A 21,661-nucleotide genomic window follows, 5' to 3' on the forward strand; every position below is an offset into this window, starting at 1 on the left:
CGGCCGTCACACCGGGGTGACCCGGGCCGCGATCTGCCGTGCGCACGCCTCCGCGTCACCCCGCGCCGAGTCGACGACCAGGTCGTACGTCACGCCCTCGTGCACCGACTCGGCCTGCTTCTCGGCCATCCCGGCGACCCGGTCGCCGCGGGCGGCCTCCCGCTCCGCGGCGACCGCGGCGTCGCAGCGCACCCCGACCCAGAGCACGTCCAGGCCGTGCAGCGCCTTGAGCCACTCCGCCTGCGAGCCCGCGCCGCCCAGGAACACCTCGTCCACGACGACCCGCGCCCCGGCCCGCGCCATCGCCGCGACCCCCGCGATCCACGCCGCCTCGACCACCCGGAACGCCGGCCCCACGGTCACCGACCCGTCCGCCCCGAACGTGATGTCCGCGCCGGCCGCGGGCATCGCGTCCACGAACGTGTCGGTGCCGAGGGTCAGCCAGATGTCCGGGAGCAGCGCCTGCAGGGAGCGCGCGATGCTCGTCTTGCCGGAGCTGGAGCCGCCGTTGAGGACGATCACGTCAGTCATCGCGCCACCGTAAGTCAACTCGCGCGCTCATGTGCGCCGTTGATGCGCCCGCCCCACGGGGCATGCAATGGGGGAGACCTCCGCTCAGGGAGGCCCCGTCGAGGAGGGAACCATGGCTGCCGAGTCCCCCAGGCCCGACCAGACACCCGAAGCATCCGTCGAAGTGAGCCGTCCCGTCCCGGAGTTGGTGCTGCTCGGAGCCTGTGGCTGCGGCTCGGGCTGCGGCTGCGGCTGCCAGTCGGGCGCGCCCTGCCAGTGCGGCGGCTGCTGCGGCTGACGCACGACGGGGGCCCCGCACACCGTGAGGTGTGCGGGGCCCCCGCGCGTAGGACGGGAGGGGGTCAGGCCCCCTCGGCGGCGTTGGCCGCGGCCTGCACGTCGTCCGCGTGCTCACCCGTCACCAGGTACACGACGCGCTTGGCGACGGCGACGGCGTGGTCGGCGTACCGCTCGTAGTAGCGGCCGAGCAGCGTCACGTCGACGGCCGTCTCGATGCCGTGCTTCCACTTCTCGTCCATCAGGTGCTGGAAGAGCGTGCGGTGCAGCAGGTCCATCTCGTCGTCGTCCTGCTCCAGCTGCATCGCCAGATCGACGTCCTTGGTGATGATGACCTCGGCCGCCTTCGCCATCAGGCGCTGGGCGAGCTGGCCCATCTCCAGGATGGTGGCGTGCAGGTCGTGCGGCACGGCCCGCTCGGGGAAGCGGAGACGGGCCAGCTTGGCCACGTGCTGGGCCAGGTCGCCGCTGCGCTCCAGATCGGCGCTCATCCGCAGCGACGTGACCACGATCCGCAGATCGGTCGCCACGGGCTGCTGCCGCGCCAGCAGGGCTATGGCCCGCGCCTCCAGCTCGTGCTGGAGATCGTCCACCTTCTGGTCGGCCGCGATCACCGACTCGGCGAGCTTCAGATCGGCGTCGAGCATGGCCGTGGTGGCGCGCCCGATCGCCGACCCGACAAGGCGGGCCATCTCGACCAGGCCCTCGCCGATCGAGTCAAGTTCCTCGTGGTACGCGTCACGCATACGACGTGCCCTCTCTCAGATGCTGTCCGTGGGACCGGGTCAGCCCCACGGTGCCACGTTCGGCCCCGTACGCGTCCGGATCCGACATCTCAAATGAACCACCCCCGTACCCAAGGTGAACTCTGGGCGACGAGTGTTCGAGCTGCCACCCGGACGGCTGTGGAGGACTTGCCAGAGCCGCATAACCTGAAGACATGGACGTGAACGCGGCGGTCGCCGCAGCGGCAGCGATCGCCGGAGTGTGCACCGGCGTGATCGCCATGCTGGCGTTTCGCTGGAGCGAACGCGACCAGAAACGCCCCACCCGCACCTCCCTGCACACGGACCCGGTCCTTCCGCCCGGCGTCGACACGGTCCTGTCCGTGCTCCGCTCCTCCGCCGTCGTCCTCGACGAGGCGGACAGCGTGGTCAAGGCGAGCTCGGCCGCGTACGCGCTCGGTCTGGTCCGCGGCGGCAAGCTCGCCGTCGACCCGATGCTGCAGATGGCCCGCGACACCCGGCGCGACGGCGAGATACGCCAGGTCGAGCTGGACCTGCCGCGCCGCGGCACCGGCCGCGGCGACGCCCTCGCGGTGTCGGCGCGCGTCGCCCCGCTCGGCTCCCGGCTGGTGCTGCTGCTCGTCGAGGACCTCACCGAGGCCCGGCGCATCGAGGCGGTCCGCCGCGACTTCGTCGCGAACGTGAGCCATGAGCTGAAGACCCCGGTGGGCGCCCTTTCGCTGCTCTCGGAGGCCGTGATGGACGCCTCCGACGACCCGGAGGCCGTCGAGCGCTTCGCCGGCCGCATGCAGATCGAGGCGACCCGTCTGACCAGCCTCGTCCAGGAGCTCATCGACCTCTCCCGGGTGCAGAACGACGACCCGCTGGAGGACGCCGAGCCGGTCCGTGTCGACGAGCTCGTCGCCGAGGCCATCGACCGCTGCCGCCAGCCCGCCGCGACGAAGCAGATCACGATGGCCGCGGGCGGGACCGCGGACCTCAGCGTCTGGGGCAACCGCGGCCAGCTCGCCGCCGCCCTCGGCAACCTCGTCGAGAACGCGGTCAACTACTCGCCCGCCCGTACGCGGGTGGGGATAGCCGCCCGCCGGGTCACGGCACCCGGCGGCGACCTGGTCGAGCTGGCCGTCACCGACCAGGGCATCGGCATCTCCGACAAGGACAAGGAGCGCATCTTCGAGCGCTTCTACCGCGTGGACCCGGCCCGCTCCCGCGCCACCGGTGGCACCGGCCTCGGCCTGGCCATCGTCAAGCACGTGGCCGCCTCGCACGGCGGGGAGGTCACCGTGTGGAGCTCGGAGGGACAGGGCTCCACCTTCACCCTGCGGCTGCCCGAGGCGGCCGCCACCCGCGCCACAGCTCTTACCGAAGGCCCCGGAAACGTACGCGACGAAGACGACGCACACGGGCCCGACCACACAACCGCATACGAATCCATTCCTGCCGCCCCGGAGGTCCTTCCGTGACCCGAGTGCTCGTCGTAGAGGACGAGGAGTCCTTCTCCGACGCCCTGTCGTACATGCTCCGCAAGGAGGGCTTCGAGGTCGCCATCGCGGCCACCGGCCCCGACGGCCTGGACGAGTTCGAGCGCAACGGCGCCGACCTCGTCCTGCTCGACCTGATGCTGCCGGGCCTGCCCGGCACCGAGGTCTGCCGCCAGCTGCGCGGCCGCTCCAACGTCCCCGTGATCATGGTCACGGCCAAGGACAGCGAGATCGACAAGGTCGTCGGCCTGGAAATAGGAGCCGATGACTACGTCACCAAGCCGTTCTCGTCGCGCGAGCTGGTCGCCCGCATCCGGGCCGTCCTGCGCCGCCGCGGCGAGCCCGAGGAGGTCGCCCCGCAGGCCCTGGAGGCGGGCCCGGTCCGGATGGACGTGGACCGCCACGTCGTCACGGTGTCCGGCTCGAAGGTCGACCTGCCCCTCAAGGAGTTCGACCTGCTGGAGATGCTGCTGCGCAACGCGGGCCGGGTCCTGACCCGGATGCAGCTGATCGACCGGGTCTGGGGCGCGGACTACGTCGGCGACACCAAGACCCTCGACGTCCACGTGAAGCGCCTGCGCGCCAAGATCGAGCCGGACCCGGGGGCCCCGCGCTACCTGGTCACGGTGCGTGGCCTCGGCTACAAGTTCGAGCCGTAGGCCGCCGCGGCGCGGTGAGAACGGCTCTGTGAGAACGGCTCCGTACAACGCCTGAGGGCGGCCTCCCCGGTCGGGAAGGCCGCCCTCAGGCGTTGTACGGCTGTGTACGGGCCGCTCAGTGACCGGCGGCCGCGTGGGACGCCGAGGACGACGCTGAGGCGTCCGCGCCCGGCGTGGCCGAGCCGGAGGCCTGCTGGCCCGCGGCTCCGGTCGCCGTCTCCGTCGGAGACGTCTCGGGCGACGCGGTGGCGGTCGGGGTGGCCGGCATCTCGGTCGGGCCCCACTTCTGGAAGTAGCTCTCGGCCGGGACCACGAAGGCCTTCAGCTTGACGTCACCGGCCTCGCTGAACGAGAAGGTGACGGCCTGCGCGTTGCCGTCGAGCACCGCGGTCCGGCTGTTGGGCAGCTCGGCGGAGGCGTTGCCCTTGCCGCCGAGGACGACGGAACCGCCGGCCGGAACCGTGATCGTCGAACCCCCCTTGGCGTCCGTCAGCTTCGCGGTCTTGTCGACTCCGTCGACGGTGATCGAGTCGAGCGTCTGCGCGGTGGCCCCGTTGTTGAACAGCGTCCCGGTGATCACGGCAGGACCCTTGGACTCGCGGTCCGGCTGCGTGATGACGGTGGCGTTCTGGATCTTGATGTCCCCGACGGAGGTCGCGGCGTTGTCCGGCTTGACCTCGAGCGTCTGGGCGTTGTTGCCGGCACCGCACGCGGCGAGCGAGGCGATCGAGAACGCGATGGCGGCGGCGGCGAGGGCGCCGCGTCGAAGGCTGCTGCTCACGGCGGCGGCAACTCCTTGAACGTGGGCGGATCAGGACGGCGTGTGTAAAGCCGTCCTAAGGGTCTGTCAGCGGGCTTAGGTTACCGAGCCGTTCCCGTGCCGCCGCACCCGACCCGCCCCTTGCGGGCAGGACCCCCGTCACATAGGTCGCTCAGCACCCCGTGTTCCTCGCGCTCCACACCGTCACCATTCGCCTCGTGTCACCCCCCGTTCACCATTCACATATCCGCTGTCCAGAGGCCCCGTACGGATTTCCCGTAAGGAATGCATGGGGGTCCGGAAAAACGATCACCGGGCGCCGGGAATCGCCTTGATCAATTCCGGATTCGTCTCGAACGGGCCTCCGGGCCCTCGAACGGAGCAGCGGAAGTTCATCGCTTCGAACTACGCAAACCGGGACGTTCGACCCCTTGGGGCCCTGTTCAGGGGGCTGTAACGTACGCGTTTCGCCTCCGCCGGAGAGCCGCTCCGACCTGCGAATACCCTCCTCCGCTACCCCTCCGCAGCACGTTCCTGTTGTTGTTGTCAAGCCCCGAGATATGCCCTGACCTGCGAAAACGCCATTCAGAACCCGCCGTTTCCGTGTTACCCTGGATAGCCACGGAAGGGGTACCTGTCACATGACGTTCAAGGTTGGCGACACCGTGGTCTATCCCCATCACGGGGCCGCGCTGATCGAGGCTATCGAAACTCGCCAGATCAAAGGCGTGGACAAGACCTACTTGGTGCTGAAGGTCGCCCAGGGCGACCTGACGGTACGTGTGCCAGCGGACAATGCGGAGTTCGTCGGCGTACGTGATGTGGTCGGTCAGGACGGGCTCGACCGGGTCTTCGAGGTACTGCGCGCGCCGTACGCCGAGGAGCCCACGAACTGGTCGCGCCGTTACAAGGCAAACCTGGAGAAGCTCGCCTCCGGCGATGTCATCAAGGTCGCGGAGGTTGTGCGTGACCTGTGGCGTCGGGAGCGGGAGCGCGGACTGTCCGCGGGTGAGAAGCGCATGCTCGCCAAGGCTCGCCAGATCCTGGTGAGCGAGCTCGCTCTCGCGGAGAACACGAACGAGGACAAGGCCGAGGCCCTGCTCGACGAGGTTCTCGCGTCCTGATGAGCGCTGCTGCCACGTAGCCAAGTAGTGCAGCGAAAAGCAGTGCAGCGCAGAACAATGCCGTGGTGCCCGATGACCCTGATGGTGTCGCCGGGCGCTGCGGCATGTTCGTACCCGCACATCCCCACGCTCGGGGTGGTGCCCGTACTTGGTGTGCCGGGCCCGGGCAGCTGGCTCGACCAGATGTCACGGAAGGGTCCGGTCAAGACGTCGCGCCCGGCACGATGGGGCCATACCCACCACCCCCGAGCGTACAAACCTGAACGGAACCGATGTCTGACGAAACGCGTGCCGATGCCGGTGGCGCTCGCACCGCTGTCGTGATTCCGGCCGCCGGACGGGGCGTGCGCCTCGGCCCTGGCGCCCCCAAGGCGCTCCGCGCGCTCAGCGGCACCCCGATGCTGATCCACGCCGTCCGGGCGATGGCGGCGTCCCGCTCCGTCTCCCTCGTCGTGGTCGTCGCACCGCCCGACGGCGCCGCCGAGGTCAAGAGCCTGCTCGCCGACCACGCGCTGCCCGAGCGCACCGACTTCCTGGTCGTGCCGGGCGGCGACTCCCGGCAGGAGTCCGTGAAGCTCGGGCTCGACGCCCTGCCGGACGGCATCGACATCGTGCTGGTGCACGACGCCGCCCGCCCGCTCGTCCCGGTCGACACGGTCGACGCGGTCATCGAGGCCGTACGGGACGGGGCACCGGCCGTCGTACCGGCGCTGCCGCTCGCCGACACCGTCAAGGAGGTCGTGCCGACCACCGACGGCAGCCCCGAGCCGGTCGTCGCGACGCCCTCGCGGGCCCGGCTGCGCGCCGTGCAGACGCCGCAGGGCTTCGACCACGCCACGCTCGCACGCGCCCACGAGACCGTCACCGACGACGTCACGGACGACGCCAGCATGGTCGAGCGGCTCGGCCTGCAGGTCGTCCTCGTGCCCGGGCACGAGGAGGCGTTCAAGGTGACGCGGCCGCTCGACCTGGTCCTCGCCGAGGCCGTACTCGCCCGCAGGAGGGCCAACGATGGCTTCTGAGACCCCTGAGACGTTCCCGTACGTCCTTCCGCAGGTCGGCATCGGCACCGACATCCACGCCTTCGAAGAGGGCCGCGAGCTGTGGTGCGCCGGGCTGAAGTGGGAGGCGCCCGACTACGACGGCCCCGGGCTCGCCGGGCACTCCGACGCCGACGTCGTCGCCCACGCCGCCTGCAACGCGCTGTTCTCCGCCGCCGGGCTCGGCGACCTCGGCCAGCACTTCGGCACCGGCCGCCCCGAGTGGTCCGGTGCGAGCGGGGTCACGCTGCTCGCCGAGGCCGCCCGCATCGTGCGCGCGGCGGGCTTCGGGATCGGGAACGTCGCGGTGCAGGTCGTCGGCCCCCGGCCCAAGATCGGCAAGCGGCGCGACGAGGCGCAGAAGGTGCTGTCGGAGGCCGCCGGGGCGCCGGTGTCCGTGTCGGGCGCGACGACGGACGGGCTCGGCTTCCCGGGCCGCGACGAGGGGCTCATGGCGGTCGCGACCGCGCTGGTGGTGCGGACCGCCGCCGTGTGACATCCGTGGGGAGTGCGCGCGAAATGCGGGCGCGGCCCGGTGCCGTCCCGCAGGATCGGGTACGCGACGACCGTTCCCCAGAAGGAGTGAGGCCATGTCCGCCCAGCTGTCCGACGAGCTCAAGGCGCTGCTCGACACCAAGACGTTCATCGCCGTCGCCACGATCCAGCCCGACGGGAGCCCCCAGGTCTCCCCGGTGTGGGTCAAGCGCGACGGCGACGACGTCCTGTTCTCCACCACGATCGGCCGGCGCAAGGAACAGAACCTGCGCCGCGACCCCCGGGTGACGGTCCTCGTCCAGCCGGCCGACAACCCGTACGCGTACGCCGAGATCCGGGGCACCGCGGACGTCACCACCGAGGGCGGCCAGGAGCTCATCGACGAGCTGTCGGTGAAGTACACCGGCAAGAAGTACGCGGAGTTCAACCCGGCGTCGGGCGACGACGCGGAGCGCGTCGTGGTCCGTGTGCGGGCCCGCAAGGTGGTCGGGCGGATCTGAGCCGGTTTCGGGCGCCCTCGGGCCCATGGCACCCCTCCGGGCCCACTACCCTGGAGGGGTGACTATTCGCCTGTACGACACCAGCGCCCGGCAGATCCGTGACTTCACCCCGCTCACGCCGGGCTGTGTCTCGATCTACCTGTGTGGCGCTACCGTCCAGGCCGCCCCGCACATCGGGCACATCCGGTCGGGGCTCAACTTCGACATCATGCGCCGCTGGTTCACCTACCGCGGCTACGACGTCACGTTCGTGCGGAACGTGACGGACATCGACGACAAGATCATCAAGAAGTCGGCCGAGCAGAACCGGCCGTGGTGGTCGATCGGGTACGAGAACGAGCGGGCGTTCAACGACGCCTACACCGCGCTCGGTTGCCTGCCGCCCACCTACGAGCCGCGCGCCACCGGCCACGTCACCGAGATGGTCGAGATGATGACGGGGCTCATCGCGCGCGGGCACGCGTACGAGTCCGACGGGAACGTCTACTTCGACGTGCGGTCCTTCCCGGGCTACCTGGAGCTGTCGAACCAGGAGCTGGACAACCTGCTCCAGCCCGAGAGCGAGGGCGAGACCGGCAAGCGGGACCCGCGCGACTTCGCCATGTGGAAGTCCGCGAAGCCGGGCGAGCCGAGCTGGGAGACGCCCTGGGGCCGCGGCCGTCCGGGGTGGCACCTGGAGTGCTCGGCGATGGCCCACAAGTACCTGGGCTCCGCCTTCGACATCCACGGCGGCGGGATCGACCTGATCTTCCCCCACCACGAGAACGAGATCGCGCAGGCCAAGGCCTTCGGCGACGAGTTCGCGAAGTACTGGGTGCACAACTCCTGGGTCACCATGTCCGGCGAGAAGATGTCCAAGTCGCTGGGCAACTCGGTGCTCGTGTCCGAGATGGTCAAGCACTGGCGCCCGATCGTGCTCCGGTACTACCTGGGCACCCCGCACTACCGCTCCACCATCGAGTACAGCGAGGACGCGCTGCGCGAGGCCGAGTCGGCGTTCGCGCGGATCGAGGGCTTCGTGCAGCGGGTCACCGAGCTGGCCGGCGGCACGGTCGCCCCGGCCGACGAGGTGCCCCCGGCGTTCGCCGAGGCGATGGACGACGACCTGGGCGTGCCGCAGGCCCTCGCCATCGTGCACACCGCCGTCCGGCAGGGGAACTCGGCCCTCGCCGCCGACGACAAGGAAGCCGCCGTCGCCCGCCTCGCCGAGGTGCGCGCCATGCTCGGCGTCCTCGGCCTCGACCCGCTCGACCCGCACTGGGTCGGCGACGGCGACCGCGGCGAGGACCTGCACGGCGTCGTCGACACCCTCGTACGGCTCGTGCTCGACCAGCGGGAGTCGGCCCGCGCCCGCAAGGACTGGGCCACCGCCGACGCCATCCGCGACCGGCTCGGCCAGTCCGGGCTCGTCATCGAGGACGGCCCGTCCGGTCCCCGGTGGACCCTCGGCCCGCGCTGAGAACCAGGTGAATGTGCCGCCCGGGCGATCGGGCGGCACACTTCATAGACGTACACCCACAGATTTCCGCAGAGACAGGTAGGTCATGGCCGCCAACAACAACCGCCGCATGTCCGGCAAGAAGGGCGCGCAGGTCGGCAGTGGCGGCCAGCGGCGCAAGGGCCTGGAGGGCCGCGGTCCGACGCCGCCCGCCGAGATGCGCAAGGGCCACAAGAAGAACCGCATCGCCAACGCCCAGGCCAAGCAGGCCGCCCGCCGCCCCACCAGCCGCACCGGCGGCCCGCGCGGCAAGTCGTCCTCCGAGATGGTCGTCGGCCGCAACCCGGTCGTCGAGGCGCTGCGCGAGGGCGTGCCCGCGAGCACGCTCTACGTCCAGCAGTTCATCGACAACGACGAGCGGGTGCGCGAGGCGCTCCAGCTCGCCGGTGAGCGCGGCGGCATCCACCTCATGGAGGCCCCGCGCCCCGAGCTGGACCGGATGACCAACGGGCTCAACCACCAGGGCCTCGTCCTCCAGGTCCCGCCGTACGAGTACGCGCACCCGGAGGACCTGGTCGCCGCCGCCTTCGACGAGGGCCAGGACCCGCTGATCGTCGCGCTCGACGGCGTGACCGACCCGCGCAACCTCGGCGCGGTCGTCCGCTCCGTCTCCGCCTTCGGCGGCCACGGCGTGCTCGTGCCCGAGCGGCGCGCGGCCGGCATGACGGCGGGCGCGTGGAAGACGTCCGCCGGTACCGCGGCGCGCACGCCGGTGGCGCGCGCCACCAATCTGACCCGGGCGCTCGAGCAGTACAAGAAGGCGGGCATCGCCGTGGTCGGGCTCGCCGCGGACGGCGAGCACTCCGTCGGTGACCTGGCGGCCCTGGAGGGTCCCGTGGTCATCGTCGTCGGCAGCGAGGGCAAGGGCCTGTCCCGGCTGGTCGGCGAGACCTGCGACTTCCGGGTCCGGATCCCGATGCCGGGCGGCGCCGAGTCGCTGAACGCCGGTGTCGCCGCGGGTGTCGTGCTGTACGAGGCCGCGCGCCGCCGCGCCTGACACCGCTGATCCGTCCGGGCCCCTGATCTTGACGGGGCCCGGACATTTCGGTGCGGTCAAGGCAGTGTCCTAAACACACATCACTCGGTTAGATGAGTGTGGACACCAGAACGCCCCGCACACCCTCGGGGGACCGCTCGTCGGGATTCGACGACGCTCCCGCGCTGAGCATGGTGAAGGTTCCGTGCGACCCGGCGCAGGTCATCGTCAACCACGCGAGTTTCCGCGTGCAGCTCCCCAGGGCTCAGAAGACGCAACTCCCGCGCATCGCACGGCACTTGAGCGCCGTCGAGGCGGCGACCACGCGCATCCCCGTCATCACCGCCGCGGGCACCCCGGGTGCCCGGCGGCGCCCTGTCGTCATGAGCGGCGGCGACCTCGCCGCCAGTGGGCTCCTGCAGGGCGCGCGCCGCGCCGGTGACCTGGACGACGGCGGTGCCACGCAGGTCATCCCGCGCGTCGACCTCGACCGGGACCTCGCCGACGACCTCGATCTGTACGGCGGTGAACCCACCGCTCAGACGCCCGTCGTCGGCCCGCAGGGCGGTGACGGCACCCGGCTGCTGCCGCAGATGCGACAGGCGGGCAGCGCCTTCGAGGACACCGGAGAACTCGACCGGGTCGGCTACGACGACCAGGAGTTCGGCGACCCGGACGAGGAGACCGAGGCCGAGTCGACGGCCGCCCGGCGCTACGGCCCGGTCCGGCACGCCTACTACCCCGGCCGCCGGATGAACCTCGGCGTCGTGCTGCTCCCGCTGCGCGTCTTCCTCGGCTTCATCTCCATCTACGCCGGCATGGGCAAGCTCTGCGACCCCGTCTACTTCGACGGCGGCGAGCGCGGCTCGATGGTCAAGTGGCTGAACTCGCTGCACCCGTGGGCGCTCGCCGAGCCGATGCGGGACTGGGCGCTCCAGCACCCGGTCGGCGCCGGACTCGTGATCGCCTTCCTCCAGGTCATCGTCGGCGTGCTGACGGTCCTGGGCCTGTGGCAGCGGATCGCCGCCGTGGTGGGCGCACTGCTCTCGGCCGCGATCCTCGTCACCGTCAGCTGGAAGACCGTCCCCGCCTACGACGCGCCCGACATCATCTACCTCGCCGCCTGGTCGCCGCTGATCATTGCCGGTGCCCCCGTCTACTCCATCGACGGGCGGCTCGCGGGCGGTGCCTGGCGGCGGCTCGGCCCGCGCGCCGCGCTGTGGGAGCTGCGCCGGTACGTGCTGCGCCGCGGCACGGTCGTCGCCACCCTCGTCATCGGCGGCACGCTGCTCATCGGCTCGCTGCTCGGCGGCGCCGTGCGCGACTCGGACCGGGTCACCGCGCCGGGCCCCGGCGACGCCCCGCGCAACGAACTGCCCGGTTCGCCGCTCCCGTCCGAGCCCGGACACAAGAAGCGCGAGACGTCGAAGAGCCCCGCGGCGTCCAACGCGCCGACGCAGGGCACCACGTCGAGCCCGTCCGGCGCGCCGAGCAGCGCGCCCGCGGCCGGCACCACCAGTGGCACGACGCCGACGACGCCGACGCAGGGCGCGACCGCGGGCCAGGCGCCGCCGCGGCAGACGACGCCGCAGCAGCCGCCGACCAGCAGCAGCGGGGGTTCGCCGACGTCGGGCGGATCCACCGGTGGCGGCACGTCGGACGGCGGCACGTCGTCCGGGGGTTCCGACGGCGGTGGCGGCGCCGACAAGCCGGGTCTCGTCGGCGGCATCCTCGGCTGACCCGCCCCTCCCGGTACGACGACGGGGCCCGCACGATCCGATCGTGCGGGCCCCGTCGTCGTACCGGCCCACAGGCATGCGGGCGCGCTTCGGCCTATCGGCTCAACGGCTCAGTGGCTCAACGGCTCAGCGCGGCAAGCTCCTTCGCGGCCTCCGTGAGGTCCTTCGCCGTGTCGATCGCCCGCCAGTACGCGCCCTGCGGGATCGGGAAGCCGGCCAGCCGCTTGGCCCGGGCCAGGCGCGGGAACGTGGTGCGCTCGTGGTCGCCGGTGTCCGGCAGCAGGGACGCGAACTCGGGGGAGAAGACGTACACGCCCGCGTTGATCAGGTACGGGGACGGCGGAGCCTCGACGAAGTCGGTGATGTGGCCGAACGCGTCCGTCTCGACGGCGCCCCACGGGATGCGCGGCCGGGCGAGGGCCAGGGTCGCCGTGGCCTCGCGCTCGTAGTGGAAGTCGGCCATCTCGCGCAGCGAGAACCGGGTCCAGATGTCGCCGTTCGTGGCGTACCAGGGGCGTTCCTGGTGGGGCAGGTGCGCGGCGGCGAACTTCAGGCCGCCGCCCCGGCCGAGCGGTTCCCTCTCGACGACCGTCGTGACGCGCAGCGGCAGCTCCGCCGACTCCAGCCACTCCTGGAGGACCTCGGCCAGGTGGCCGCAGGAGACGACGGCGTCGGTGACGCCCTCCTCGGCGAGCCAGGTCAGCTGGTGGCCGATGATCGGGGTGCCGGTGCCCGGGATCTCCACCATCGGCTTGGGCCGGTCGTCGGTGTACGGGCGCAGCCGCGAGCCCTGGCCGCCGGCCAGGACGACGGCCTGCGTGGGGCGGTGTACCTCGCGGTGGGAGAACGAGTGCGGGCCGTGCGCGGCCGGTTCAGCGGTCGTCATGACCGGAACTGTACGTGCGCACGGCCCGAGGGGGCGGGTCGGCCTCAGCCGCGGAAGCCGGCCACCCCCGTCGCGAAGGAGGTGTCGCAGACCGGGCGGGCGAAGGACTGGGCGCGCGCCGGGCCGTAGGCCTGCACGGCGGCGCGGCCGAGGGCCTTCGCGATCGACATGCAGTGCTTGGCGAGCGACGGGCGGCGGTCGACCTCCTGCTGGAGGTGGGTGAGGGCGATGCCCGGGTCCTTCTCCTGGAGTTCCTGGAGGAGACGGTCGCGCAGGAGGTCCTGGGGGGCGCGCGACTTGGCGCGCGCGGAAACGTCCTGTGAGGAAGCCGTGAGGATGGAGTCCGACGAGCTTCCGGACCAGTTGACTCGGGTGACCGCGAGGGTCCCGGAGAGCACCAGCATCACCGGCAGGACGAAGGCGAGCGTGCGGGCGGCGCGGCGGGCGGGGCCCTGGCCCCGGGCTCGGCGCGACTTCTGGGTGTAGTTAGCGGAGTGCGTCACGCGAGTGAGCGTAGCGGTCGGTGATGATTTGGCGACATTTAGTCACTCTGACGAGGGACCCGTAACTGGGTTTTGTTCCTTGGGGGTTGACGCAGGTGGCGGAATTGTCCTAATTGCCGGGGTATTTGTCGACAACATGGGCTGCGCCGGGCTGCGCACGCGAAGGGCCCCGTACCGAAGTACGGGGCCCTTCACCTCACTTGGGTGGCTCAGTCGGAGAGGCGCTCGCCCGTCGACGTCGCGAACACGTGGGTCTCGCCCGGACGCGGCACGACGTGCAGCTCGGTGCCCTTCTCCGGAACCCGGCGGCCGTTCACCCGGACGACCAGGTCCTTGTGCTCGCCACCGACCTGGGCCGCGCCGTAGACGTAGCCGTCGGCGCCGAGCTCCTCGACGACGTTCACGGAGACCGCGAGGCCGGCCGGGGCGTCGCTCGCGTCCTTCGTGAGGGACTTCGCGGCCTCGCCACCGTGCTCGACGATGTCGAAGTGCTCCGGGCGGACGCCGACCGTGACGGTGGTGTCGCCCTTGTCCGTGGCGGCCTTGAGGGCCTCGCGGCTGACCGGCACGACCGAGTTGCCGAACTTCACGCCGCCGTCGGTGATCGGGACCTCGACCAGGTTCATGGCCGGGGAGCCGATGAAGCCGGCGACGAAGAGGTTGGCCGGGCGGTCGTACATGTTGCGCGGCGAGTCGACCTGCTGGAGCAGACCGTCCTTGAGGACCGCCACGCGGTCGCCCATCGTCATGGCCTCGACCTGGTCGTGGGTGACGTAGACGGTGGTGATGCCGAGGCGGCGCTGCAGCGACGCGATCTGCGTACGGGTCGACACGCGGAGCTTGGCGTCGAGGTTCGACAGCGGCTCGTCCATGAGGAAGACCTGCGGCTCACGCACGATGGCGCGACCCATGGCGACACGCTGGCGCTGACCACCCGAGAGGGCCTTCGGCTTGCGGTCCAGGTACTCGGTGAGGTCGAGGATCTTCGCGGCCTCTTCGACCTTCTGCCGGATCTCCGCCTTGTTCACGCCGGCGATCTTGAGCGCGAAGCCCATGTTGTCGGCGACGGACATGTGCGGGTAGAGCGCGTAGTTCTGGAACACCATGGCGATGTCCCGGTCCTTCGGCGGCAGGTGCGTGACGTCGCGGTCACCGATGCGGATCGCACCGCCGTTGACGTCCTCGAGACCCGCGAGCATGCGCAGGGAGGTCGACTTGCCGCAGCCGGAGGGACCGACGAGGACGAGGAACTCGCCGTCCTCGATCTCGATGTCCAGGCCGTCGACCGCGGGCTTGGTGGAACCCGGGTAGACGCGGGTCGCCTTGTCGAACGTGACAGAAGCCATGGCTGTGAAGCCCCCTTCACCGGCAGGAACGTGCCGGACGATCCGTTGTAAAGGTGGGGCCGCCGCGGCTGCTGCCGCTGCGGCTTGTAGCACTGGTGTAGTCCACGCGGGTGAACTGATCGGACCGTACCTGCCGGGTGCCGGGTCTGTCAGTAGGTCGGGGCCTGTGAGATTCGCCGAAATTTTCGATGGGCGGGCGCACGGGTTTGGTTACACTGCTCGGGCTGCCTCCTTAGCTCAGATGGCCAGAGCAACGCACTTGTAATGCGTAGGTCGTCGGTTCGAATCCGACAGGGGGCTCCCCTGAGACCCCAGGCCGGATCGGTTCCGGCCTGGGGTTTTGCCGTGCGCAGGGCAGGACGGTTCAGTGCCGCCCGGCCAGCCGGTCCGCGGTCTTCGCGAGGCGGGACGAGTCCGCCGTGTGCGTGGTCAGCTCGCGGCGGTCGGCCGCGTTGTACGTGGCGTACATGCCGTGCACGCCCAGCCAGCGCAGGGGTTCCGGCTCCCATTTGCGGACCTTGTGGTTGACCCAGGGCAGCGTCGTCAGGTCCGTGGGGCCCGACTGGCCCGAGTCCTGCTGGACCAGGTCGCGCAGGGTCCGGGCGGCGAGGTTCGCGGTGGCGACGCCCGAGCCGACGTAGCCGCCCGCCCAGCCGAGGCCCGTCGAGCGGTCGAGGGTGACCGTGGCGCACCAGTCGCGCGGGACGCCGAGGACGCCGGACCAGCCGTGGTCCACCCGGACCCCGGCGAGCTGGGGGAAGAAGCGGGTCAGGATCTCGGTGAGGGCGGTGATCGTCTGCGGCTGGGTGCGGCCGTCGTTGTCCGTGCGCGAGCCGAAGCGGTACGGGACGCCCCGGCCGCCGAGCGCGATGCGGTCGTCGGCCGTGCGCTGCGCGTACATGTACGCGTGGGCCATGTCGCCCAGCGTCTCGCGGCCCTCCCAGCCGATCGACTCCCACTGGGCCGCCGTCAGCGGCTCCGTCGCGATCATCGACGAGTTCATCGGGAGCCAGGTGCGGCGCTGGCCCTTGAGCGACGCCGTGAAGCCCTCGGTGCAGCGCAGGACGTACGGGGCGCGGACCGTGCCGTAGGGAGTCACGGCGTGCTTGGGCTTGATCTCCGTGACCGGGGTCGACTCGTGGATCGTCACCCCGAGCGCCTCGACCGCGCGGGCCAGGCCCTGGACCAGCTTCACCGGGTGCAGCCGGGCGCCGTGCGGGGTCCACGTCGAGCCGACCGCGCCCGCCACCCGGATCCGGTCCGCCGTCTCGCGGGCGCCGTGCAGCACCCGGTCCTTCTCGCCGTACGAGAGCTCCGCGGCGTGGAAGTCCTTCAGACGCGCCAACTGGGCCGGCGTGTAGGCGACTTCGAGGACGCCGCCGTGGTGGATGTCCGCGTCGATGCCCTCGGCGCGGGCGGTGTCGACGACCTCCGTCACCGTCTCGTTCATGGCCTGCTGGAGACGGACGGCCGCCTCGTGGCCGTGGAGCTTCGCGTAGCGGTCGCGGCCGGCGATGCCGTTGTAGAGCCAGCCGCCGTTGCGGCCGGAGGCGCCGTAGCCGCAGAACTTCTGCTCCAGGACCGTGATGCGCAGGAAGGGCGCGGCCTTCTTCAGGTAGTACGCCGTCCACAGTCCGGTGTAGCCGCCGCCGACGATGACGACGTCCGCGCTCGCGTCACCGGCGAGGGGCTCGCGCGCGACGGGGATGCCGTGCTGCGCGTACCAGAACGAGATGCCGCCGTTGACCGTCGCCGTCGCGTTGTTCGTGCTGCTCATGGCGGTGGACGTTACTGGGAGGGAGGGGGTTCGCGGCAGGGGGGAGAGGGCGTTGGTCCCGGTGGATCGGGCCGTTCGGCGCTTCGCCGGGGGTGGGCGAGTGCGTAGTTTGAGGGGATCTGATCGGTTCAGGAAGGTTCTGGGGTGCTGGCATGAGGCGCGCGATACGTGGCAGGGGGCGCGGTGCGGGAGCGGCCGTCGTCGTGATGGGCCTCGGGGCGGTGCTCGCCGCCTGTTCGTCGGGGACGCCGAAGGCGGCCGGCTCCGCCGGCAGCGGCACCGTCGCCGAGGTACGGGCCGTCGCCGACTCCGGGACGCTCGCCGGTCTGCCCGCCCGGGTGGACGGCGCCGCGATCACGGTCGGCGAGCAGGACGCGCCGCACACGGTGAAGGTGTACGAGGACGCGCGCTGCCCCTACTGCAAGAAGTTCGAGGAGGGCGGGGCGCGGGCGCTGACGCAGTCCGTGGCGAGCGGCGACGTGAAGATCGAGTACACGATCGCCTCGTTCCTCGACGGCAACCTCGGCGGCTCCGGCTCGGTGAACGCCGCGAACGCACTGCGCGCCTCGGTCGACGCCGGGAAGTTCCCCGAGTTCCACGCCGCCGTCTTCGCCAACCAGCCGGACGACGAGTCGCAGGACGCGTACACGAACGCCTTCCTGCTGAAGATCGCCGGCAAGGTCGACGGGTTGCGCTCGACCGCCTTCGACGAGGCCGTGAACGGCGGCGCGTACGAGAAGTGGGTCGGCGACGCGATGCAGGCGTTCCGGGACGACGGGATGCAGGGCACGCCGACCGTCCTGATCGACGGGAAGAAGGCGGGCGGCGGCGAGGACGCCATGTACGGGAAGGCGTCGTTCGCGGCGGTCCTGAAGGACGCCGGGATCTCCTAGGGCCTGTCGGGGGTCCGGCGCAGGGCGCGCACCGGGTTCCACGCCTCGCCCGCGTCCCGGACGAACGGGAAGCAGGCCAGGCCGATCAGGACCGACGTGAAGTGGCCGAGGTCCGTGAACGTGCGGCCGGTGACGAGCGGACTCCCGTAGATCACCAGCACCATCGCCAGGTAGAGGTATCGCCACGGCGCGCTGATCCGGTAGGTGAGGACCGCGACGACGCCCGCCAGGGCGTAACTGACGCCCACATCAAGGGTGTTCACCGACGACGGCGGGGCGTGGCCGTGCCGGATCGCCCACAGCAGGGCGCCCTCGCTGATCAGTGTCGCCAGGACGTGCGCGGCCGCGGCGACCGCGAGCCAGCGCAGCGTGCCGAGCCAGCGCTCCGCCTGCGCGTGGAAGACGGTGTAGAGCACCGCGTAAGGCCACCAGGTGGCGCCGTCGATCCAGAACGCCGAGGAGACCAGGACCCGCATCGGGTTCTGCGACAGTTCGTGCAGGTTCGTGGAGCGCTGGCGCAGGAACTCCTCCTCGAACTCCGGGCTCATGTGGTGCACGGCGACCGTCGTGACGAAGAGCGCGGCCAGCCAGACGTACGTGCCCGGAGCGCTGCGGACGTAGGCGCCCACGCGGCGGAGAAAATGGTGCATGGTCGATTCAGGCACGCCGGTAGGGTCGGCGGCGTGATCGACATTCCGGGCGGATTGATTGAGTCGCAGTACGAGTTCGCGGGGGAGGCGGGCCGGGCGTTCATCGCGGGGCTGCCGGGCCGCGTCGAGGAGTTCGTCGAGCGGTGGGGGCTGACGGTCGACGGGCCGCCGATGCACGGGATGGCCGCGCTGGTGCTGCCCGTGGTGCGGGCGGCGGACGGGGTGCCGGCCGTCGTGAAGTTCCAGGTGCTCGACGAGGAGACCGAGGGCGAGCCCGTCGCGCTGCGGCGGTGGGACGGCGACGGGGCGGTGCGGCTCCTCGACCACGACGACGCCACCGGCACGATGCTGCTCGAACGGCTGGACGCCGGGCGGATGTTGAGCGTCGTGGAGGACTCCCGCAAGGCCGTCCTCGTCATCGCCGAACTGCTCGCCCGGCTCACCGCAGGGCCCGCGCCGGCCGGCCTGCGGCGCCTCTCCGACATCGCGGCCCGGATGCTGGCGGACGTGCCGGACGCGCTGCCGCGGATCGCCGACCCGGCGCACCGGCGCACCGTCGCGGACTGCGCGGCGGCCGTCCGGGAGGTCGTGGGCGAGGCCGGGGACCGGATGCTGCACTGGGACCTGCACTTCGAGAACGTGCTGGCCCCGCGGGCGGACAGTGGCCGGGAGCCGTGGCTGGCGATCGACCCGAAGCCGCTCGCGGGCGACCCGGGCTTCGACCTGTGGCCCGCCCTCGACAACCGCTTCGAGCCGGACGAGGTGGTCTGGCGGTTCGACGCGATGACGGACGTGCTGGGCCTCGACCGGGACCGGGCGCGGGCCTGGACGCTCGGCCGGGTGCTGCAGAACGCGCTGTGGGACGTCGAGGACGGGCGGGCGCTGTCGGCCGACGGCATGGAGATCGCGCGGCGGCTGGCCACCCGCCGGTGACGTGGGCGGCCCGCGTTAATCTGCGCACATGATCCGTGACGCCACCTCCGCAGACATTCCCGTCATCCACGCCATGGTCCGTGAACTCGCCGACTACGAGAAGGCGTTGGACGAGGCGCGGGCCACCGAGGAGCAGCTGCGGGACGCGCTGTTCGGGGAGCGGCCCGCGGCCTTCGCGCACATCGCCGAGGACGACACCACCGGCGAACCGGTCGGCTTCGCGCTCTGGTTCCTGAACTTCTCCACGTGGCGCGGCGTCCACGGGATCTACCTGGAGGACCTGTACGTACGCCCCGAGGCGCGCGGCGGCGGCCACGGGAAGGCCCTGCTGACCGAGCTGGCCCGGATCTGCGTGCAGCGCGGGTACGAGCGCCTGGAGTGGTCCGTCCTGAACTGGAACGAGCCGTCCATCGCCTTCTACCGCTCGCTCGGCGCGAAGCCGCAGGACGAGTGGACGGTGTTCCGGCTGACCGACGAGGCGCTGAACAGCCTCGGGGGGTAAGGGAGTTACGGCTCCAGGACCACCTTGCCCGTGGTGCCGCGCGTCTCCAGCGTGTGGTGCGCGGTCGCGGCCTCGGTGAGGGGAAAGCGGTGGACGGCCGGGCGCAGGACGGAGCGGGCGGCCAGGTCGAGGGCGGCCAGTTCGAGGGTGCGGATCGGGTTGTCGCCGCCCGCCCGCCGCATCATCGGCGGGCCGAGGACCTCCACCTGGGTGAGGCCGCGGCGGGTGCGCTCGGCCTCGTCCAGGAGCTGCGGGCCGGGGTCGCCGCCGATGCCGTCGGCGGACCAGCCGAAGATCAGGTGCTGTCCGCCGGGGCCGAGCAGGTCGAGGGCGGCGCGGGCCGCGGGTCCGCCGACCCCGTCGAACAGGACGGTGCCGCGCAGGCCGCGTGCGTCGAGGAACTCCCGTGCCGTGTCCGCCCAGCCGGGGTCCTTGTAGTCGAGGGCCAGGTCCGCGCCGTTCCGCGCGACCTGGGCCGTCTTCTCGGGGCCGCCGGCGAGGCCGATGACGGTGCCGCCCGCGTGCTTCACGTACTGGACGACGAGCGTGCCGATGCCGCCCGCCGCGGCCGGGACGATCGCGACCGTGTCCGGGGTGACCTCGGCGAAGTTGAGGATGCCGACCGTGGTGCGGCCGGTGCCGATCATGGCGACGGCCTGGGCCGCGTCCAGGTTCGCCGGGATCTCGTGGAGGCGGGCGGCGTCCGCGACGGCCAGCTCGGCGTAGCCGCCGGGCGTGAAGCCCAGGTGGACGACGACCTGCTTGCCGAGCCAGGACGGGTCGGTGCCGGGGCCGAGCGACTCCACGGTGCCCGCGACCTCGCGGCCGGGGATCGTGGGCAGGTCGGGGAGCCGGGGCAGCGGGCCCTGGATGCCCTGGCGGACCGCGGTGTCCAGTAGATGCACGCCCGCGGCCGCCACCGCTATGCGGACCTGGCCGGGGCCGGGCTCGGGGTCGTCGGTCTTCTCGTACGTGAGGTTCTCGGCCGGGCCGAAGGCGTGCAGGCGGATGGCGTGCATGGGCGCTCCCCGTGGTGCGTCTGTCGTGCCGTGCGTTCGTGTGCCGCCAGTCTTCGACCTCAAGCGCGGTTGAGGTCAAGGCCCGGCAGGCGGACGCCGGACCGCAGCGCGAGCGTCGTCGCCTCGATCGCGCTGGTGAAGGAGACCTCGGACAGGACGCCGGGGGCCGCCACCATGTCGCCCGCCAGATAGACGCCGTCGCCCCGGTCGATCGCGGGCCGGTCGCGCCAGGTCGTGCCGGGCCGGTCGAGCGCGCCGGTGCGGCCCTTGGCGACCGCGTCGCGACGCCAGGTCAGCCGGTCCCGCCAGCCGGGCAGCGCCAGGTCGAGGAGGCGGTCGGCGCGGGCCGACCCGGCGGCCTTCGACTCGTGCGGGGCGAGCGGGACCTGGCCCTGGACCAGGCTCTCGCCGCGCGGGGCGAGCGACCTGTCCTGCGCCGTGAACCGCTCGATCCAGGCCGGGAAGTCGATCCCGGAGACCGCGAAGGCGTCGCCGCGGCGGCTGCGCACGGCCAGGTCGACCAGCGTCGTACGGCCGCTGTCCCAGCCGAGGGAGTCGTCGCGCAGGAGGCGGCGGGCCGCGTCCAGAGACGTGGCGACGACCGTCGGGGTGCCGGTGGGCACGGTGTCGAGCCGGGCGCAGGTCTCCACGCGCACGCCCAGGTTCCAGGCGCGGGCCGCCATCCGGTCGATGACCGACGACCAGCCGCCGGCCGGGTAGTGCGCCTCGGGCGGGAGCTTGGCGGTGCGGCGCAGGCGTTCCTGCACGAAGCGGGCGGAGAGCGCTCCCGGGTCGTGGTGGAAGAGCGCGACCGCCGTGTAGTGGGCGGCGGCGCGGGCGCCTTCCGGGCCGACGATGCGGGCGGCCCAGGTGGTGAAGTCCTCGTCGACCGGGGCGGCTTCGGGCCGGTGCCGGAGCAGCCGCAGGAGCGCGAGGGGCGGGGTGCGGCGCAGTGCGCCGTCGCGGTGGAAGCGCAGCCGGGCGCCCTCAAGGGGAGGGATCGGCGCGAGCGGTCCGAGCAGGTCGCGCCGGCGCAGCCAGGTCCAGTGCGGGCCGCCGTTGTAGAGGGCGTGCGGGCCTTCGTGGGTGCGGTACGGGGCTTCGGCGGTGCGGGCGCGGCCGCCGAGGGTGTGGTGGGCCTCGTAGAGGGTGACGCGGGCGCCGGCCTCCGCGGCGGTGACCGCGGCGGTGAGGCCGGCGAAGCCGCCGCCGATGACGGTGAGGTCGGGGGTGCTGCGGGGCATGGTCGCTCCTGCCTGTGCGGGCGTCTGTGGTGCGTGGTGCGCTCTCACGGATACGACGGCCGGGCGGGGCCCGAATGTGACAT

General features: G+C 71.9%; 23 protein-coding genes and 1 tRNA gene. 14 read left to right on the top strand and 10 right to left on the bottom strand.

Features of this window, described 5'->3' with window-relative positions; genetic code table 11:
* Positions 1-6 precede the first annotated feature (6 nt).
* Positions 7-531 carry a chloramphenicol phosphotransferase CPT gene (gene cpt, locus M4J07_RS24870; RefSeq protein ID WP_255975223.1) on the bottom strand — a complete coding sequence of 175 codons (525 nt, stop codon included), beginning with the start codon at positions 529-531 and terminating at the stop codon, positions 7-9.
* A 112-nt stretch (positions 532-643) separates the two neighbouring features.
* Between cpt and M4J07_RS24875 the strand changes: the two genes are divergently transcribed.
* Entirely contained in the window at positions 644-808 is a 165-nt protein-coding gene (locus M4J07_RS24875) for a hypothetical protein (protein WP_255975224.1), read from the top strand.
* 64 nt (positions 809-872) lie between these two features.
* Here the strand turns inward: M4J07_RS24875 and phoU are convergent, their stop codons facing one another.
* Positions 873-1,553 (bottom strand): phosphate signaling complex protein PhoU, encoded by a 681-nt coding sequence (phoU, locus tag M4J07_RS24880; protein ID WP_255975225.1) that lies wholly within the window; start codon positions 1,551-1,553, stop codon positions 873-875.
* A gap of 194 nt (positions 1,554-1,747) precedes the next feature.
* Between phoU and M4J07_RS24885 the strand changes: the two genes are divergently transcribed.
* Both M4J07_RS24885 and M4J07_RS24890 read left to right on the top strand, forming a co-directional pair.
* Positions 1,748-3,016, top strand: coding sequence for a sensor histidine kinase (locus tag M4J07_RS24885; protein ID WP_255975226.1), 1,269 nt, complete (start codon positions 1,748-1,750; stop codon positions 3,014-3,016).
* Entirely contained in the window at positions 3,013-3,693 is a 681-nt protein-coding gene (locus M4J07_RS24890; protein ID WP_018527980.1) for a response regulator transcription factor, read from the top strand. The genes M4J07_RS24885 and M4J07_RS24890 overlap by 4 nt, the downstream gene beginning before the upstream one ends.
* A 115-nt stretch (positions 3,694-3,808) precedes the next feature.
* Here M4J07_RS24890 and M4J07_RS24895 read toward each other — a convergent pair whose 3' ends face one another.
* Entirely contained in the window at positions 3,809-4,474 is a 666-nt protein-coding gene (locus tag M4J07_RS24895; protein WP_255975227.1) for a copper chaperone PCu(A)C, read from the bottom strand.
* A gap of 620 nt (positions 4,475-5,094) precedes the next feature.
* On the opposite strand from M4J07_RS24895, the gene M4J07_RS24900 reads away from it, so the two are divergent.
* The 7 genes from M4J07_RS24900 to M4J07_RS24930 all read left to right on the top strand — a co-directional run bounded on the left by M4J07_RS24900 (position 5,095) and on the right by M4J07_RS24930 (position 11,825).
* Positions 5,095-5,577, top strand: a complete 483-nt coding sequence (locus M4J07_RS24900; RefSeq protein ID WP_003953493.1) for a CarD family transcriptional regulator — start codon at positions 5,095-5,097, stop codon at positions 5,575-5,577.
* 272 nt (positions 5,578-5,849) lie between these two features.
* On the top strand, positions 5,850-6,599 hold the full coding sequence (gene ispD / locus M4J07_RS24905) for a 2-C-methyl-D-erythritol 4-phosphate cytidylyltransferase (protein WP_255975228.1): 750 nt from the start codon (positions 5,850-5,852) through the stop codon (positions 6,597-6,599).
* Complete coding sequence (gene ispF / locus M4J07_RS24910) at positions 6,589-7,113, top strand: 2-C-methyl-D-erythritol 2,4-cyclodiphosphate synthase (protein WP_255975229.1); 525 nt, start codon at positions 6,589-6,591, stop codon at positions 7,111-7,113. Before ispD ends, ispF begins: the two co-directional genes overlap by 11 nt.
* Before the next feature lie 94 nt (positions 7,114-7,207).
* Positions 7,208-7,612 carry a PPOX class F420-dependent oxidoreductase gene (locus tag M4J07_RS24915; protein ID WP_255975230.1) on the top strand — a complete coding sequence of 135 codons (405 nt, stop codon included), beginning with the start codon at positions 7,208-7,210 and terminating at the stop codon, positions 7,610-7,612.
* A 58-nt stretch (positions 7,613-7,670) separates the two neighbouring features.
* Entirely contained in the window at positions 7,671-9,071 is a 1,401-nt protein-coding gene (cysS, locus tag M4J07_RS24920; RefSeq protein ID WP_255975231.1) for a cysteine--tRNA ligase, read from the top strand.
* Between the two features lie 85 nt (positions 9,072-9,156).
* Positions 9,157-10,107 carry a 23S rRNA (guanosine(2251)-2'-O)-methyltransferase RlmB gene (rlmB, locus tag M4J07_RS24925; RefSeq protein WP_255975232.1) on the top strand — a complete coding sequence of 317 codons (951 nt, stop codon included), beginning with the start codon at positions 9,157-9,159 and terminating at the stop codon, positions 10,105-10,107.
* 92 nt (positions 10,108-10,199) lie between these two features.
* Positions 10,200-11,825 (top strand): DoxX family protein, encoded by a 1,626-nt coding sequence (locus M4J07_RS24930; RefSeq protein WP_255975233.1) that lies wholly within the window; start codon positions 10,200-10,202, stop codon positions 11,823-11,825.
* Between the two features lie 118 nt (positions 11,826-11,943).
* Here the strand turns inward: M4J07_RS24930 and M4J07_RS24935 are convergent, their stop codons facing one another.
* The 3 genes from M4J07_RS24935 to M4J07_RS24945 all read right to left on the bottom strand — a co-directional run bounded on the left by M4J07_RS24935 (position 11,944) and on the right by M4J07_RS24945 (position 14,560).
* Complete coding sequence (locus tag M4J07_RS24935) at positions 11,944-12,711, bottom strand: nucleotidyltransferase family protein (RefSeq protein ID WP_255975234.1); 768 nt, start codon at positions 12,709-12,711, stop codon at positions 11,944-11,946.
* Between the two features lie 44 nt (positions 12,712-12,755).
* The gene (locus M4J07_RS24940; protein WP_255975235.1) at positions 12,756-13,214 is read right to left on the bottom strand and encodes a hypothetical protein; all 459 of its coding nucleotides are present in this window, start codon (positions 13,212-13,214) and stop codon (positions 12,756-12,758) included.
* A 209-nt stretch (positions 13,215-13,423) separates the two neighbouring features.
* Positions 13,424-14,560 (bottom strand): ABC transporter ATP-binding protein, encoded by a 1,137-nt coding sequence (locus M4J07_RS24945; RefSeq protein WP_255975236.1) that lies wholly within the window; start codon positions 14,558-14,560, stop codon positions 13,424-13,426.
* A gap of 226 nt (positions 14,561-14,786) precedes the next feature.
* Between M4J07_RS24945 and M4J07_RS24950 the strand changes: the two genes are divergently transcribed.
* Positions 14,787-14,860 (top strand) — tRNA-Thr (locus M4J07_RS24950).
* Between the two features lie 64 nt (positions 14,861-14,924).
* On the opposite strand, the gene M4J07_RS24955 is transcribed toward M4J07_RS24950, so the two are convergent.
* Entirely contained in the window at positions 14,925-16,337 is a 1,413-nt protein-coding gene (locus tag M4J07_RS24955; RefSeq protein WP_255975237.1) for an NAD(P)/FAD-dependent oxidoreductase, read from the bottom strand.
* A gap of 152 nt (positions 16,338-16,489) precedes the next feature.
* Between M4J07_RS24955 and M4J07_RS24960 the strand changes: the two genes are divergently transcribed.
* Positions 16,490-17,230, top strand: coding sequence for a DsbA family protein (locus M4J07_RS24960; protein WP_255975238.1), 741 nt, complete (start codon positions 16,490-16,492; stop codon positions 17,228-17,230).
* Here M4J07_RS24960 and M4J07_RS24965 read toward each other — a convergent pair.
* The gene (locus M4J07_RS24965; RefSeq protein ID WP_255975244.1) at positions 17,227-17,880 is read right to left on the bottom strand and encodes a rhomboid-like protein; all 654 of its coding nucleotides are present in this window, start codon (positions 17,878-17,880) and stop codon (positions 17,227-17,229) included. The genes M4J07_RS24960 and M4J07_RS24965 overlap by 4 nt on opposite strands.
* On the opposite strand from M4J07_RS24965, the gene M4J07_RS24970 reads away from it, so the two are divergent.
* Both M4J07_RS24970 and M4J07_RS24975 read left to right on the top strand, forming a co-directional pair.
* Positions 17,872-18,813, top strand: a complete 942-nt coding sequence (locus M4J07_RS24970) for an aminoglycoside phosphotransferase family protein (protein ID WP_305128137.1) — start codon at positions 17,872-17,874, stop codon at positions 18,811-18,813. The two genes, M4J07_RS24965 and M4J07_RS24970, sit on opposite strands and share 9 nt — an antisense overlap.
* Before the next feature lie 28 nt (positions 18,814-18,841).
* On the top strand, positions 18,842-19,315 hold the full coding sequence (locus M4J07_RS24975) for a GNAT family N-acetyltransferase (RefSeq protein WP_255975240.1): 474 nt from the start codon (positions 18,842-18,844) through the stop codon (positions 19,313-19,315).
* Positions 19,316-19,320: 5 nt separating this feature from the next.
* Here the strand turns inward: M4J07_RS24975 and M4J07_RS24980 are convergent, their stop codons facing one another.
* On the bottom strand, positions 19,321-20,334 hold the full coding sequence (locus tag M4J07_RS24980; protein WP_255975241.1) for a zinc-binding dehydrogenase: 1,014 nt from the start codon (positions 20,332-20,334) through the stop codon (positions 19,321-19,323).
* A gap of 59 nt (positions 20,335-20,393) precedes the next feature.
* Entirely contained in the window at positions 20,394-21,578 is a 1,185-nt protein-coding gene (locus tag M4J07_RS24985) for an NAD(P)-binding protein (protein WP_255975242.1), read from the bottom strand.
* Positions 21,579-21,661: the final 83 nt, after the last annotated feature.

It is taken from the genome of Streptomyces longispororuber (genome assembly GCF_024448165.1).
GTDB classification, from domain to species: Bacteria; Actinomycetota; Actinomycetes; order Streptomycetales; family Streptomycetaceae; genus Streptomyces; species Streptomyces longispororuber_A.